Here is a 14206-nt window from a genome sequence, read left to right on the forward strand (position 1 = left end):
CTCCTCGGGTGGTGGGTCGGCCTCAGGGGGCGGGATCGGGGGCGGGCAGGGGGTCGGGCACGTAGGGGTCCGGCGCCACGGACCGGTTGTTCAGGTCCACCGACAGGAAGACCTCGTCGGCCACCGGGTGGCGGAGCTCCTCGGCGAGCTGGCCGATCAGCCCGGCGGTGCGTGCCAGCAGCGCGAACCCGCGCAGCAGCTCCAGCGGCAGCCCGAGGTCGGCCAGGGCCGCGCCGCAGACACCGGCGCCGTTGAGCGGCAGGGTCCTCCCCAGCACCTGCGGGTGGGCCCGGCCGATGGCGGCGAACAGCGACAGGTGCGGCCCGGACAGCCCCTCCTCCGCCGCGATCTGGAACAGCCGGGGCGTGCGCGGGTCGCCCTGCTTGTGCACGTGGTGACCCAGGCCCGGGACGAACCGGCGGGCCGCCCGTTGCGCGGTCACCGTCTCCAGCGCGAGCGCGTCCCAGCCGGCGTCGTCGGTCGGCAGCCCGCCCTCGACCGAGGTCAGGACGTCGTGCAGGAACCGGCCGCAGTCCTCGGTGACGCCCAGGAAACGGGAGCCGCCGCCGAGCAGGCCGGCCGCCAGCGCGCCCTGGACGGAGTCCGGCGCGGACAGCCAGGTGAGCCGGGTGACGATCGCGGTCGGGGTGAAGCCGTGGTCGGCGAGCGCGGCGAGCACCGCCTCGAAGACCCGCGTCTCCCCGCGGCTGGGCCGCCGCTGCGTGGCCAGCCAGAACGCCAGCTCGCCGAAGCCGACCTGCCCCATCACGTCCCGCGCCAGGTCGGTGCCGAGCAGGGTGATGCTCTCCAGGCTCGAGGCACCCAACGCGGTCGGGTACACAGGGCGGTCCTCGCCGGTCATGCGCTGCGCTCCTCCCCGGTCGGCTCGGCCAGCCAGCGGCGGATCTCGGCGCCGTGCTCGTCGACCGACGGCGGCGGCAGCCGGTAGCTGGGCTCGCTCTCGGAGAAGCGGATCGGGTTGCGGATCGACGGCAGGGCGGCCGCGCCCTCCCCCGCCGTCACCACCGGGTCGAGGCCGACCTCCTCGGCGAAGGCGACGCCCTGGTCGACGGTGTTGATCGGACCGCAGGGGACGCCGGCGGCGATGATCTCCCGGAACCACTCGAGCTTCCCGCGCGTGCGCAGCCGGTCGACCAGCAGCGGCCGCAGCTCCTCGCGGTGGGTGTTGCGGTCCTCGTTGCGCAGGAAGCGCCGGTCCTCGGCCAGCTCGGGGGCGCCGAGGACCTCGCACAGCCGGCGGAACTGCCCGTCGTTCCCGGCGGTGACGATCAGCTCGCCGTCGGCGCACGGCAGCGGCTCGTAGGGGAACAGGCTGGGGTGGCTGTTGCCCATCCGGAACGGCACCACACCGCCGGCGACGTACGCGCTGGTCTGGTTGACCAGCCCGGAGAGCGCCGACGAGAGCAGGTTGACCTCGACGAGCTGCCCCCGCCCGGTCTCGTGGCGGCGGTTCAGCGCGGAGAGGACGCCGATCGTGGCGTGCAGGCCGGCCATGACGTCGAAGACGGCGACGCCCGCCCGGTACGGCTCGCCGTCGGGGTCGCCGGTGAGGCTCATCAGGCCGGAGATGGCCTGCACGATGAGGTCGTAGCCGGGCAGCGCCGCGCCACCGGGGCCGCTGCCGAAGCCGCTGATCGAGGCGTAGACGATGCCCGGGTTGGTCGCCGAGACGGTGGCGTGGTCCAGGCCGAAGCGGGCCAGGCCGCTGGGCTTGAAGTTCTCCACCAGCACGTCGGCCCGGCGGGCCAGCTCGCGGGCGGCCGCCAGGTCGGCGGGGTCCCTGAGGTCCAGGGCCACCGACCGCTTGTTGCGGTTGACCCCGAGGTAGTACGTGGCCACGCCGTCGCGGACGGGCGGCTGCCAGGTCCGGGTGTCGTCGCCGCCGGGGCTCTCCACCTTGACCACCTCGGCCCCCAGGTCGGCCATGAGCATCGTGGCGTAGGGCCCGGCGAGGATCCGGGAGAAGTCGGCCACCAGCAGGCCGGCGAGCGGCCCCGTGGGGCCGGTCGTGCCGCTGGTCCCCGGTGGTCCGACGGTCATGGGTGCTGCGACCTCCTCGGGAGCGGGGACGCTGCTGCGGACGGACGTCCGCCGGCTCGCCGCAGTCTCGGCTCCGGCGTCCGGCCCTGTCAACCGCGCTAGGACGAGCGCCCGAGCCCTTGACACGTGACCGGGCCCACAGCCAGGGTGGCGCCATCCCGGGCGCTGTGACCGCTGTGCGGACGTTCGTCCGGACGATGTTGCCGCCGACGTCCAGGAGGAGACAATGACCCACTCCGAGCCCGCGGGTGCACCGCCGGTGGCCGGCCGCCCGGTCGTGCTGCGCGGCGGCACGGTCGTGACGATGGACGACGCGGGCACCGTGCTCCGCGACGCCGACGTCCTCGTCGTCGACGACCGGATCGCCGCTGTCGGCAGCGCCCTGGACGTGCCGGAGGGCACCCAGGAGGTCGACGCCCGCGGCGGCATCGTGATGCCGGGGATGATCGACACGCACCGGCACATGTGGCAGACGGCGATGCGCGGCTACGGCGCCGACTGGACGCTGACCCAGTACTTCGTCTGGTACTACCTCGAGCACGGCAAGCGCTTCCGCCCGCAGGACATCTCCGCGGGCAACCGGCTGGCGGCCATCGAGTCGATCGACGCCGGCGTCACGACGACGGTCGACTGGTCGCACGGCCTGCAGAGCGTCGACCACGCCGAGGCCGCCCTCGACGCGCTGCGCTCGGTGCCCGGCCGCTTCGTGCTGGCCTACGGCAACATCCACCAGGGCCCGTGGGAGTGGACGGCCGACCCCGCCGTCCGCGGCTTCCTGGAGCGGCTGCGCGACGCCCGCGACGACATGGCGGGCGTGCAGATCGCCTTTGACGTCACCGGCGACCCCGCCTTCCCGGAGCGGGCCGCCTTTGAGGCCGCCCGCGAGCTCGGCATCCCGGTGACCACCCACGCCGGCGTGTGGGGCGCCACGAGCGACACCGGCATCCAGCAGATGCACGACGCCGGGTTCATGACGCCGGAGACGACGTACGTCCACGCCTCCACGCTCACCCGCGACAGCTACCAGCGGATCGCCGCCACCGGCGGCTCGATCTCCGTCTCCACCGAGTCCGAGTGCAGCGCCGGTCAGGGGCACGCGCCCACCGAGCAGGTGCTGCAGTACGGCATCCCGGTGTCGCTGTCGCAGGACACCAGCGTCTGGTGGAGCGGGGACATGTTCGCCGCGATGCGCGCCACCCTCAACGCCGACCGCATGGCCGAGCACATGGACGCCCACCTGAAGGGCGAGACCATCACCCAACTGCGGCTGCGCGCCCAGCAGGTGGTCGAGTGGGCCACCCGCGGCGGCGCGCACACCATCGGCCGCGACGACCTCGGCAGCCTCCAGCCGGGCAAGAAGGCCGACGTCGTCCTGGTCAAGAACGACGCCTCACCCGTCTCCTTCCCGCTGCTCAACCCGTTCGGCCACGTCGTCTTCCAGGCCCAGCGAGGGGACGTGCACACGGTGATCGTCGACGGCCGGGTCGTGAAGCACGGCGGGCAGCTGGTCGGCATCGACCTCGCCGCGGTCCGCAGCGAGGTCGAGGACACCATCGAGCACCTGCGCGGCGAGTTGGGCGAGGAGGCCTGGCAGGCCGGGATGTTTCCCGAGATGCCCGACGCCGAGCAGGAGATCCTGGAGAACCCGTACCGGTACACGGACTTCAAGGACGAGTCGAAGCGGGCCGGCGGCGAGGAGCGCGTCCTCGGCCGCTGACAGAGGACCCCTGCCTCCCGCCACTCGTGGGAGGACCCCGTCCTGCCCGCCCTCTACGAGCTCAGGGCGGGACCCGGGACGGGCCGGGGCCCTGCAGCGGGCCGACCGGGGCAGGCAAGGGCTGGAGGCGAAGGGAGGCTGCCGGATGGCAGGGCGGGGAGCAGGTCCGGACTTCGTCGAGGCGCTCGCGCGCGGCCTCGACGTCCTGGCGTGCTTCGACGCCCACCACCCGACGATGTCCCTCACCGAGGTGGCCTCCGCGGCGGGACTCGCCCGGCCGACGGCCCGCCGGCTGCTGCTGACGCTGGAGGAGCTCGGGTTCGTCCGGTCGACGGCGACCGGGTTCGAGCTGACCCCCCGGGTGCTGCGGCTCGGCATGGCCTACGTCGGCGCCCTCGGGATGTGGGACATCGCCCGGCCGCACCTCGAGGCGCTGGTGGCCGCGACCGGCGAGTCGTCGTCCATGGCCCAGCTCGACGGCTCGGACATCGTCTACGTGGCCCGGGTGTCCGTGCCCAAGCTGATCGCGCTGCGGGTGGAGATCGGCACGCGGTTCCCGGCGGCCCAGACCTCGCAGGGCAAGGTGCTGCTGGCCGCCCTCTCCCCCGCCGAGCTCGAGGCGACGCTCGCCCAGCCCAGCCGGGCGGGGCTGCCGCCGTACATCGGCCGGACCGCCGAGCAGCTGCGTCAAGACCTCGTCGAGGTGCGGGCTCGTGGCTGGGCGCTGGCCGACGAGGAGCTGGCGCCGGGCGTCCGGTCGGTGGCCGTTCCCGTCCGGGACGGGACCGGCTCGGTGCGGGCGGCCATGAACGTCACGGTGCACGCCGCCGGGACGTCCGTCGAGCGGCTGCTGGCCGAGCACCTGCCCCGGCTGCTGCGCACCGCGGGGGACGTGAGCGCGGAGTGGGCGCTGTGGCAGTCGCGGCCGCACGCGGAGGTCCGCCCCGCCGGCGAGGGCACCGGGACGGCCTGACGGCGGCGACGTCAGCGGCCGCGCCAGACCGGACGGCGCTTCTCGGCGAAGGCCGCCGCCCCCTCCCGCGCGTCCTCGCTGGCGAAGACCGGCGCGACGAGCTCGGCCTGCCGGGCCCAGCCCTCCCCGGTCGTCCAGTCGGCGCCGCCGAGGACCACCGCCTTGGTGGCGGCCAGGGCGAGCGGGCCGTTCGCGGCGATCGTCGCGGCCAGCGCGAGAGCGCCCTCCAGGGCCCCGCCCTCGGCCGTGACCCGGTTGACCAGGCCGACCTCCGCGGCCCGCCGGGCGTCGATCGGGTCCCCCGTCAGCAGCATCTCCATCGCCACGTTGCGCGGCACCCGCGTCGGCAGCAGCAGCGCGCCGCCGCCGGCAGCGACCAGCGAGCGCTTGACCTCGGGCACCCCGAAGCGCGCCGTCTCGGCCGCCACCACCAGGTCGCAGGCGAGCACCAGCTCGAACCCGCCGGCCAGCGCCCAGCCCTCGACCGCGGCGACGAGCGGCTTGCGCGGCGGGGTCTGCGTGATGCCGCACAGCCCGCGGCCCTCGATCGCGGGGGTCTCGCCGCGCAGGAAGGCCCTGAGGTCCATGCCGGCGGAGAAGGTGCTCCCGGCGCCGGTGAGGACGCCGACCCGCAGCCCGTCGTCGGCGTCGAGCTCGTCGACCCCCGCGGCCACGCCCTCGGCGACGGCGCGGGTGAGCGCGTTGCGCGCCTCCGGCCGGTCGATCGTGACGACCAGGACGCCCTCGCGCCGCTCGACCCGCACCTCGTCGGTCACCGCTTCTCCCCCCCGTCGGCCTGCACCACGGCGCCGCTGTCGAGCAACCCGGCCACCTCGTCCTCGCCGAAGCCCCACGCGGCCAGCGCCGAGCGGGTGTCCTGACCGGGGGCGCGGGGCCCGCCGCGGACCTCGCCGGGGGTCCGCGAGAAGCGCGGCGCGGGCGCGGGCTCGGGGTGCCCGCCGCGATCGGCGAAGGTGCCGCGGGCGGCCAGGTGCGGGTGGGACGGCGCCTCGGTCAGCCCGAGCACCGGCGTCACGCAGGCGTCGGTGCCGGCGAACGCCCCGGCCCACTCGTCGCGGGTGCGGGTGGCGAAGGCGGCGGCAATCCGGGCGCGCTGCTCCGGCCAGCGGGCGAGGTCGAGCTGGCCGCCGTGCGCGCCGGGGTCGATCTCCAGGCCGGCGAGCAGCTGGGCGTGGAACTGCGGCTCGATGGCGCCGACCGCCACGTGCCGGCCGTCGGCGCAGGCGTAGGTGCCGTAGAAGGGCGCGGCGCCGTCGAGCAGGTTGGCCGCGCGGCGGTCCTGCCACGCCCCGGCGCCGAGCAGGCCGTAGACCATCGTGACCAGCGAGCTGGCGCCGTCCACCATGGCCGCGTCGACCACCTGGCCGCGTCCGCTCGTCTGCCGCTCGAGCAGCGCGGCGAGCACGCCGACGACCAGGAAGAGCGCGCCGCCGCCGAAGTCGGCCCCGATGTTCAGCGGGACCACCGGCGTCTCCGCCGTCCCGATGGCGTGCAGCGCGCCGGTGAGCCCCAGGTAGTTGATGTCGTGCCCGGCCCGGTCGGCGAGCGGCCCGTCCTGGCCCCAGCCGGTCATCCGCGCGTAGACCAGCCGCGGGTTGCGGGACCAGCAGTCCTCCGGCCCGACCCCGAGCCGCTCGGTCACGCCGGGGCGCAGCCCCTCGACCAGCACGTCGGCGGCCTCCGCCAGCCGCAGGACGACGTCCCGGCCGGCCGGGGTCTTGAGGTCGACGGCGACCGACGGGCGGCTGCGGTTCAGCGCGTCCTGCTCGGCCGGCACGAGCTGCGTGCCGCCGCCGGGACGGTCCACCCGGACGACGTCGGCGCCCAGCTCGGCCAGCAGCAGGCAGGCGTAGGGCGCGGGCCCGAGACCGGCGAGCTCGACGACGCGGATCCCCGCGAGGGGGCCGGTGGGCGGCAGCACGCGCGGACCCTAGCAACGCCCCGCGGCCGCCCGGCCCCGTCCGGGCAGGACGGGCGGCCTCCCTGCAGGGTCCCCGGCCCCGTCCAGAGGCTCGCCGCGAGCGTGCGAGCGGTGAGGAGGACGGGGTCCTTCTCCGAGCGGTGGGGGGCAGGGAGGTCCTCTTCAGTCGAAGAGCACGAGCCCGCGGATGTTCTGGCCGTCCCGCATGTCGGCGTACCCCTGGGCGACCTGGTCGAGGGTGTAGGTCCGGGTGACGAGCTCGTCGAGCCGCAACGTGCCCGCCGTGTACTGGGCGAGCAGGTGGGGGATGTCCCACCGCGGGTTGCACCCGCCGAAGAGGGCTCCCTGCAGCCGCTTCTGGAAGACCGTGAACATGGTGGGGTTGATCGGGATGCCCGCTTGGCGCATCCCCCCGGTCCCGGTGAGCACCACCGTGCCCGCCTTGCGGACGGAGGCCACCGCCTCGGCGATGTGCTCCCCGGTCACGACGCCGACGGTGACGACCGTCGCGTCGGCCCCCTGCCCCTCGGTCATGGACTGCGCGAGGGCGGTCGCCTCCTTCATCGTGTCGGTCACGTGCGTGGCGCCGAACTGCAGGGCGGTCTCCCGCTTGAACTCCACCGGGTCCACGGCGATCACCGCGCGGGCGCCGATCGCCCGGGCGGCCTGCACGCTGTTGATGCCGACCCCGCCGACCCCCATGACGATCAGCACGTCGCCGGGCCGGGCGTCGGACATGTTGGTGACCGACCCCCACCCGGTGGCGACGCCGCAGCTGACCAGGGCGGCCTTGTCGAGCGGCAGGGTCCGGTCGATCTTGACCGCCGACCGGGCGTCGATGACGGTGTACTCGCTCAGCGCCGAGACGCCGGAGTGCTGGACCACCGGCTGTCCCCGGTACGAGAGCCGGAAGCTGGTGGGGTCGTCGAGCCGCGCCCCCAGGAAGAGCCGGGCGCCGAGGTCGCAGAGGTTCTGCCGTCCGGTCGAGCACATCCGGCACTGCCCGCAGACCGCGATGAAGCTCAGCACCACGTGGTCGCCCTCGCTCCACCCCGGCGTGTCGGGGCCGACCCCGACGACGACGCCGGCACCCTCGTGGCCGCCCGCGATGGGCAGCCGGAAGGCCGGGGAGTCACCGACGGCGACGTGGTCGTCGGTGTGGCACAGCCCGGCGGCGGTCATCTTGACCAGCAGCTCACCGCGGCGGGGGCCGTCGAGGTCCAGCTCGGTCACCTCGTACTCGCCGGGCTGGGCGTGCAGGACTGCAGTCCGGGTCTTCACGTCGGCTCCTTCTCTCCCTCGTCGTCGAGGTGTCGCGGTCCCCGTGGTGGACGGCGCCCGTCCGGCTCGGCCGGTCGGGCGACGCGGTGCGGCGGTACTCGTACGGACCACGCCGTCCTGGCGGCCGGGGCCGGGGTACTCGGGGTCGCCGGGGCGGTGTGGGGGAAAGGAGGACGGGTGGGGTCCGCAGCGAACTCCCAGGGAGTTCCTAGCGGACTCACAGGCTTCGTGTCACCGCGCAACCCCCGGTGTCACGTCCGCGCGCCCGACGCCGACCGATCGCAGGTCAGCCGCGCGTCGCCGCCAGCAGCCGTGCGCGGGCCGGGCCGAGCGAGGGGCCGTACCAGGTGAGGTCGCGGCCGGACACCAGCGCGGTGCGGAACCCCGGGAAGGCCTCGGGTCCGTCGTCGGCGGTGAAGAGGTAGGGCTCGTCGGGGAGGACGACGAGGTCCGGCCCCGCGGCGGTGATGTCGGCGGCCGCCACCGTCGGGTACCGGTCCTCCGCGGCCGCGAAGACGTTGACCAGCCCCAGCCGGGTCAGCACGTCACCGGTGAAGGTGCGGGGTCCGACGACCATCCAGGGGTCGCGCCACACCGGGACGGCGACCCGGCGCGGCGGCGCGGGCACCGGCCGGGCCCACTCCGCGGCCGCCGCCGACAGCCAGCCCGGCTCCCCCACGTCGAGCACCGCGCCGAAGAGCCGGCGCAGCGACGCCAGCCCCTCGTCGACCGACTCCACGACGGTCACCCACACCGGGACGCCGGCCGCTCGCAACCGGTCGACGTCGAGGCGCCGGTTCTCCTCGCGGTTGCAGACGACGAGGTCGGGCTCGAGCGCCGCGATCGCCGCGCGGTCGGGGTTCTTGGTGCCCCGCACCCGGGGCACGTCGAGCCCGGCGGGGTGGCTGCACCAGTCGGTGGCGCCCACCAGCCGCTCGGGGACCGTCTCCGCCAGCGCCTCGGTGAGCGAGGGCACCAGCGACACCACCCGCCGCGGCGGGCGCGGGAACTCGACCGCTGTCCCCAGGTCATCCGTGGTGACGTGCTGGAACGGCCCCGCTGCAGGGTCCCGCCGCAGGCCCCGTCCCGGGGCTCGCGCCGAGCTTGCGAGGCGTGAGGAGGACGGGGTCCTTCGATGGCGGGGGGCAGCGGGGTCCTTCATCAGACGTTGCGCCGGTACTGGCCGCCCACCTCGAAGAAGGCGTCGCTGATCTGGCCGAGCGAGCAGGCCCGGACGGCGTCCATCAGCGCCGCGAAGACGTTGCCGCCCTCGGCGGCCGTCCGCTGCAGCTCGGCCAGCGCGGCCGGGGCCTCGTCGGCGTGCCGGGCGTGGAAGTCCGCGAGCCGCTGCAGCTGCGACTGCTTCTCGGCCTCGGTGGCCCGCGCGAGCTCCAGCGGCTTCGGCGGGGTCTCGTCGCGGTGCGGGTCGAGGAAGGTGTTGACGCCGACGATGGGCAGGCTGCCGTCGTGCTTGCGGTGCTCGTAGAGCATCGACTCGTCCTGGATCTTGCCGCGCTGGTAGCCGGTCTCCATCGCGCCCAGCACGCCGCCGCGCTCGGCGATCCGGTCGAACTCGGCGAGCACCGCCTCCTCGACCAGGTCGGTGAGCTCGTCGACGACGAACGAGCCCTGCAGCGGGTTCTCGTTGCCCGCCAGGCCCCACTCCTTGTCGATGATCATCTGGATGGCCAGCGCCCGCCGGACGGAGTGCTCGGACGGCGTCGTCACCGCTTCGTCGTAGGCGTTGGTGTGCAGGCTGTTGGCGTTGTCGTAGACGGCGCAGAGGGCCTGCAGCGTCGTGCGGATGTCGTTGAAGTCCATCTCCTGCGCGTGCAGCGACCGGCCCGAGGTCTGCACGTGGTATTTCAGCTGCTGCGATCGCGACCCGGCGCCGTAGCGCTCCCTCATCGCGACCGCCCAGATGCGGCGGGCCACGCGCCCGATCACCGAGTACTCGGCGTCCATGCCGTTGGAGAAGAAGAACGACAGGTTGGGGGCGAAGTCGTCGATCGCCATGCCGCGCGCCAGATAGGCCTCGACGTAGGTGATGCCGTTGGCGAGGGTGAAGGCCAGCTGGCTGATCGGGTTCGCCCCGGCCTCGGCGATGTGGTAGCCGGAGATCGAGACCGAGTAGAAGTTGCGCACCCGGTGCTCGATGAACCACTGCTGGATGTCGGCCATGCAGCGCAGCGCGAACTCGGTCGAGAAGATGCAGGTGTTCTGGCCCTGGTCCTCCTTGAGGATGTCCGCCTGCACCGTGCCGCGGACGGTGGCCAGCACGAACGCCCGGATCTCCTCGGTCTCGGCGGCGTCGGGCTCCCGGCCCTCCTCCTCGCGGAACCGGTCCAGCCGCTGGTCGATCGCGGTGTTGAGGAACATCGCGAGGATCGCCGGCGCCGGGCCGTTGATGGTCATCGAGACCGACGTGGTCGGGTCGCAGAGGTCGAACCCGGAGTAGAGGACCGCCATGTCGTCGAGCGTCGCGATGGAGACGCCGGAGGTGCCGACCTTGCCGTAGACGTCGGGGCGCGGGTCGGGGTCGCGGCCGTAGAGGGTGACCGAGTCGAATGCCGTCGACAGCCGGGTCGCCTCGTTGCCCGCCGACAGCATCTGGAAGCGCCGGTTGGTGCGGAAGGCGTCGCCCTCACCGGCGAACATCCGCGCCGGGGCCTCGCCGGACCGCTTGAACGGGAAGACGCCTGCGGTGAACGGGTAGCCGCCGGGCAGGTTCTCCCGGCGCAGGAAGCGCAGCAGCTCGGCGTCGTCGGTCGTGCGCGGCAGCGCGACCCGGCGCACCGGGCTCCCGGACAGCGTCTCGCGGGTCAGCGGCGTGCGGATCTCCTTCCCGCGCACCGTGTAGACGTACTCGTCGCCGGAGTAGGCCTCGACCCGCGCCGGCCACTCGTCGAGCAGCTCGCGCACCTCGGGCAGCAGCTCGCGGTCGGCGGCCTCGACCGCGGCGCAGGCGGCCTCGGCGGCCGCGCCGTCCAGCACCTCGGCGGCGGTGCGCAGGTGCTGCCGGCGGCGGACGAGCGCGGCCTGCTGGTCGGTCCGCGCGTGGTAGCCGCGGACGGCCTCGGTGATCTCGGCGAGGTACCGCGCGCGCTGCGCGGGGACGACGCTGGTGAGGCCGGACGACGCCGGAACGTCGACCCGCGGCAGGACGCCGGCGCCCGCGGGCAACCCCTTCTCGACGAGCAGGCCGAGCAGGTGCTGGTAGAGCGCGGTCACGCCGTCGTCGTTGAACCGGGCGGCGCTGGTGCCGAAGACCGGCATGGCCTGCCACGGCTGCCCGAACGCCTCGCGGTTGCGGACCATCTGCCGGGCGACGTCCCGCCGGGCGTCCTCCGCCCCGCGGCGCTCGTACTTGTTGATCGCGACGACGTCGGCGAAGTCGAGCATGTCGATCTTCTCCAGCTGCGAGGCGGCGCCGAACTCCGGCGTCATCACGTACAGCGCTACGTCGGAGAACGGCACGATGCCGGCGTCGCCCTGGCCGATGCCCGGCGTCTCCACGATCACCAGGTCGAAGCCGGCGGCCTTGACCGCGCACAGCACGTCGTCCAGGTGCTCGGGGGTCTCCGCACCGGCCGACCGGGTGGCCAGCGAGCGGAAGAAGGTGTGCGACCCCTCCCCGGTCTCCAGGGCGTTCATCCGGATCCGGTCGCCGAGCAGCGCCCCGCCGCCGCGGCGCCGGGTGGGGTCGATCGCCAGGACGGCGACCCGCAGCTTGTCCTCCTGGTCGGTGCGCAGCCGGCGCAGCAACTCGTCGGTGAGCGAGGACTTGCCCGACCCACCGGTCCCGGTGATGCCGAGGACCGGCACCGTCCGGCCGTCGGCCGCCTGCCGCATCCTGGTCGCGAGCAGGGCGTCGCGGCCGGACTCGAGCACGGTGATCGCGCGGGCCAGGCCGGCGGGGTCGCCGGTGAGGAGGGCCTCGACGTCCGGGCGCTGCTGGGTCAGGTCGACGTCGCACTCGCGGATCAGTTCGTTGATCATGCCGGGCAGACCGAGGCGCTGACCGTCCTCGGGGCTGAAGATGCGCACGCCGCGCTCGCGGAGCAGCGCGATCTCCTCGGGCACGATCACGCCCCCGCCGCCCCCGAACACCTTGACGTGCCCCGCGCCGGCCGCGGCCAGCCGCTCCACCAGGTAGCTGAAGTACTCGACGTGGCCGCCCTGGTAGGAGGAGATCGCCACGCCCTGCACGTCCTCCTCCAGCGCTGCCCGAACGACGCTGTCGACGCTGCGGTCGTGCCCGAGGTGCACCACCTCGGCGCCCTGGCTCTGCAGCAGCCGGCGCATCACGTTGATCGCGGCGTCGTGGCCGTCGAACAGGCTCGCCGCGGTGACGAAGCGGACCGGGTGGGTGGGGATGTGCAGGTCGGACGGCATGTCGCTCCCAGCGTCGGACGCGCGACAGACCCGCGCCGATTTAGTTGGACGTCCTAGTATCTCCCGGCGGCGCGGCCCTGTCCACGATCACTTCGGAGGGGCGGGCGGGGCGCCGTCCTGCACCGGGCCGTCGCCGAGCGGGCGCTGGAGCCAGGTGACGTCGTGCCAGCGGCCGAGCTTCCAGCCGACCCGGCGGTAGGTGCCCACCGGCTCGAAGCCCATCGCCGTGTGCAGGCCGATGCTGGCGTCGTTGGGGAGCGCGACCCCGGCCAGCGCGGTGCGGAGGCCACGGCCGGCCAGCCGGTCGAGCAGCGCGGCGTAGAGGGCGCGGCCGGCGCCGGTGCGGCGGCGTCCGGTCCCGGTGTAGACGCTGACCGACGCGGCCCAGTCGTAGGCCGCGCGCGGGTTGAACGTCGTCCCGTACGCGTAGCCGACCACGCGTCCGCCGTCCTCCAGGACGACCCAGGCGTGCCGGGCGAGCGCGGCCTCGATGCGGGCGGCCATCTCGCCGGCGGTCGGCGGCTCGAGCTCGAAGGAGACCACCGTGTCGCGGACGTAGGGCGCGTAGATGTCGGCGCACGCCACGGCGTCCTCGATCGTCGCGTCCCTGACCAGCCGGCTCTCTCCCACCGGGCCATCGTGCACGCGTCAGAGGTGGCTCGCGTGCACGCCGTCGATCGACCAGATCGCCTCGGCGCCGATGGTCGCACGCAGGTCGCGGTAGTACTCGGCGAGCGCCCGCTCGTGGGTCAGCTCGCCGGCCAGCAGCTCGCGGGCGCCGGCGACGAGGCGGTCGAGGTCCGCCCGCACCCGGTCGCGCGTCATGCTCGGCGTCCGCGGGCCGTCGTCCCCGTCGAGGACGACGGCCGCCGGGTCGAACTGGCTGAACGCCGGGTACCTGGCCGGGTCAGGCAGCACCGACCGGAACGGCACGCCGGCGTTCGCCCAGTACTCGAACCAGCGCCCGCCCGAGAGCGCCAGCCACGGTGTGCCGACGGCCAGCGCGGCCATCCCGAAGCCGGAGTGCGGGGCCAGCAGGACGTCGCAGGCCTCGACCACGGCCAGCTGCTCGGCGAGGGGGACGTCGACGCAGTCCACCGGGCGGGAGCGGTGGGCCAGCAGCGCGTCGACGTCGGCCCGCCCCCAGGAGGTGGAACTGCGCTCGTCCCGGGCCAGCCGGCCGAGCAGGACGAGTTGCAGGCCGGGGACGGCGTCGGCCAGCGCGTCGAGGACGAGCAGCCAGGAGGCGACCGAGGGGTACAGGGACGGCTCGCTGGACCCGGCGGGGAGGACGGCGATCCGCGGGCGGGCGTCGTCGCCGACCCGGCGGGGAGCCCCGGCCCGGGCGGCGGCGGGGAGGTCGAGGCGCACCGGCTGGTGCGGGAGGTACCCGACGCCGGCGGCGCCGACGACCGAGCGGCCGGTCCGGGGGCGCAGGTGCGCGTCGGAGGCCGTGTAGTGGTCGCGCATCCCCGGGAAGAGGTCGAGCTGGAAGGGCTGGTGGCGGCGGGTGTCGTCGACCACCCAGTCCCAGTCGCGCGGGACCGCGGCCAGCCGCTGCGCCGCGGCCGGGTCGGCCTGGAGGAACGGGCCGTCGACGGGGAATACGGCCGACAGCGCAGGGCACCAGGTGGCCAGCTCGGTGGGGGTGGCCGCGTTGAGCAGCACCGACACCTCCCGTCCGGGGACCGCGGCGGCGTGCCCGACGCAGTACTGCAGCGCCTCGACGGCGTGGCCCAACTGCTGGGCGTAGAAGAAGTCGACGAGCAGGCGGTCGGTCATCGCCGTCAGCGTCGCAGCGGCCGCAACCGGGTTCCCCGGCCGCGCCCGTAGCGTG

General features: G+C 74.6%; 11 protein-coding genes. 2 read left to right on the forward strand and 9 right to left on the reverse strand.

Features of this window, described 5'->3' with window-relative positions; all coding sequences use genetic code 11:
- Nucleotides 1-22: 22 nt before the first annotated feature.
- Together BLW63_RS01545 and BLW63_RS01550 are read right to left on the reverse strand one after the other, a co-directional pair.
- Entirely contained in the window at nt 23-898 is an 876-nt protein-coding gene (locus BLW63_RS01545) for a citryl-CoA lyase (protein ID WP_425284231.1), read from the reverse strand.
- Complete coding sequence (locus BLW63_RS01550; RefSeq protein WP_091150711.1) at nt 859-2061, reverse strand: CaiB/BaiF CoA transferase family protein; 1203 nt, start codon at nt 2059-2061, stop codon at nt 859-861. Before BLW63_RS01550 ends, BLW63_RS01545 begins: the two co-directional genes overlap by 40 nt.
- Nucleotides 2062-2287: 226 nt before the next feature.
- Between BLW63_RS01550 and BLW63_RS01555 the strand changes: the two genes are divergently transcribed.
- Both BLW63_RS01555 and BLW63_RS01560 read left to right on the forward strand, forming a co-directional pair.
- Nucleotides 2288-3778 carry an amidohydrolase family protein gene (locus tag BLW63_RS01555; protein WP_091150713.1) on the forward strand — a complete coding sequence of 497 codons (1491 nt, stop codon included), beginning with the start codon at nt 2288-2290 and terminating at the stop codon, nt 3776-3778.
- Nucleotides 3779-3923: 145 nt separating this feature from the next.
- Nucleotides 3924-4751, forward strand: a complete 828-nt coding sequence (locus BLW63_RS01560) for an IclR family transcriptional regulator domain-containing protein (protein ID WP_091150716.1) — start codon at nt 3924-3926, stop codon at nt 4749-4751.
- An 11-nt stretch (nt 4752-4762) separates the two neighbouring features.
- On the opposite strand, the gene BLW63_RS01565 is transcribed toward BLW63_RS01560, so the two are convergent.
- The 7 genes from BLW63_RS01565 to BLW63_RS01595 form a co-directional block, all read right to left on the reverse strand.
- Nucleotides 4763-5527, reverse strand: coding sequence for a crotonase/enoyl-CoA hydratase family protein (locus BLW63_RS01565; RefSeq protein WP_091150719.1), 765 nt, complete (start codon nt 5525-5527; stop codon nt 4763-4765).
- A complete protein-coding gene (locus BLW63_RS01570) occupies nt 5524-6693 on the reverse strand; it encodes a CaiB/BaiF CoA transferase family protein (protein ID WP_091150721.1) in 1170 nt (389 codons plus the stop codon). Before BLW63_RS01570 ends, BLW63_RS01565 begins: the two co-directional genes overlap by 4 nt.
- Nucleotides 6694-6855: 162 nt before the next feature.
- Nucleotides 6856-7974, reverse strand: a complete 1119-nt coding sequence (locus BLW63_RS01575; RefSeq protein WP_091150724.1) for an NDMA-dependent alcohol dehydrogenase — start codon at nt 7972-7974, stop codon at nt 6856-6858.
- A 286-nt stretch (nt 7975-8260) separates the two neighbouring features.
- Nucleotides 8261-8962: a helical backbone metal receptor gene (locus BLW63_RS01580; RefSeq protein ID WP_280140475.1), complete on the reverse strand. Its 702-nt coding sequence runs from the start codon at nt 8960-8962 to the stop codon at nt 8261-8263.
- Nucleotides 8963-9135: 173 nt separating this feature from the next.
- Entirely contained in the window at nt 9136-12369 is a 3234-nt protein-coding gene (gene icmF, locus BLW63_RS01585; RefSeq protein ID WP_091150727.1) for a fused isobutyryl-CoA mutase/GTPase IcmF, read from the reverse strand.
- A gap of 87 nt (nt 12370-12456) precedes the next feature.
- The gene (locus BLW63_RS01590) at nt 12457-12999 is read right to left on the reverse strand and encodes a GNAT family N-acetyltransferase (protein WP_244522282.1); all 543 of its coding nucleotides are present in this window, start codon (nt 12997-12999) and stop codon (nt 12457-12459) included.
- A gap of 18 nt (nt 13000-13017) precedes the next feature.
- The gene (locus tag BLW63_RS01595) at nt 13018-14151 is read right to left on the reverse strand and encodes a hypothetical protein (RefSeq protein ID WP_091150730.1); all 1134 of its coding nucleotides are present in this window, start codon (nt 14149-14151) and stop codon (nt 13018-13020) included.
- Between the last annotated feature and the right edge of the window lie 55 nt (nt 14152-14206).

It is taken from the genome of Geodermatophilus africanus (genome assembly GCF_900107105.1).
Lineage (GTDB): Bacteria > Actinomycetota > Actinomycetes > Mycobacteriales > Geodermatophilaceae > Geodermatophilus > Geodermatophilus africanus.

Bases quoted from the DNA above. Each gene is read 5' to 3' on its own strand.
- BLW63_RS01550 (WP_091150711.1), bottom strand. From the start codon at position 2,061: ATGACCGTCGGACCACCGGGGACCAGCGGCACGACCGGCCCCACGGGG.
- BLW63_RS01555 (WP_091150713.1), top strand. From the start codon at position 2,288: ATGACCCACTCCGAGCCCGCGGGTGCACCGCCGGTGGCCGGCCGCCCG.
- BLW63_RS01560 (WP_091150716.1), top strand. From the start codon at position 3,924: ATGGCAGGGCGGGGAGCAGGTCCGGACTTCGTCGAGGCGCTCGCGCGC.
- icmF (WP_091150727.1), bottom strand. From the start codon at position 12,369: ATGCCGTCCGACCTGCACATCCCCACCCACCCGGTCCGCTTCGTCACC.
- BLW63_RS01595 (WP_091150730.1), bottom strand. From the start codon at position 14,151: ATGACCGACCGCCTGCTCGTCGACTTCTTCTACGCCCAGCAGTTGGGC.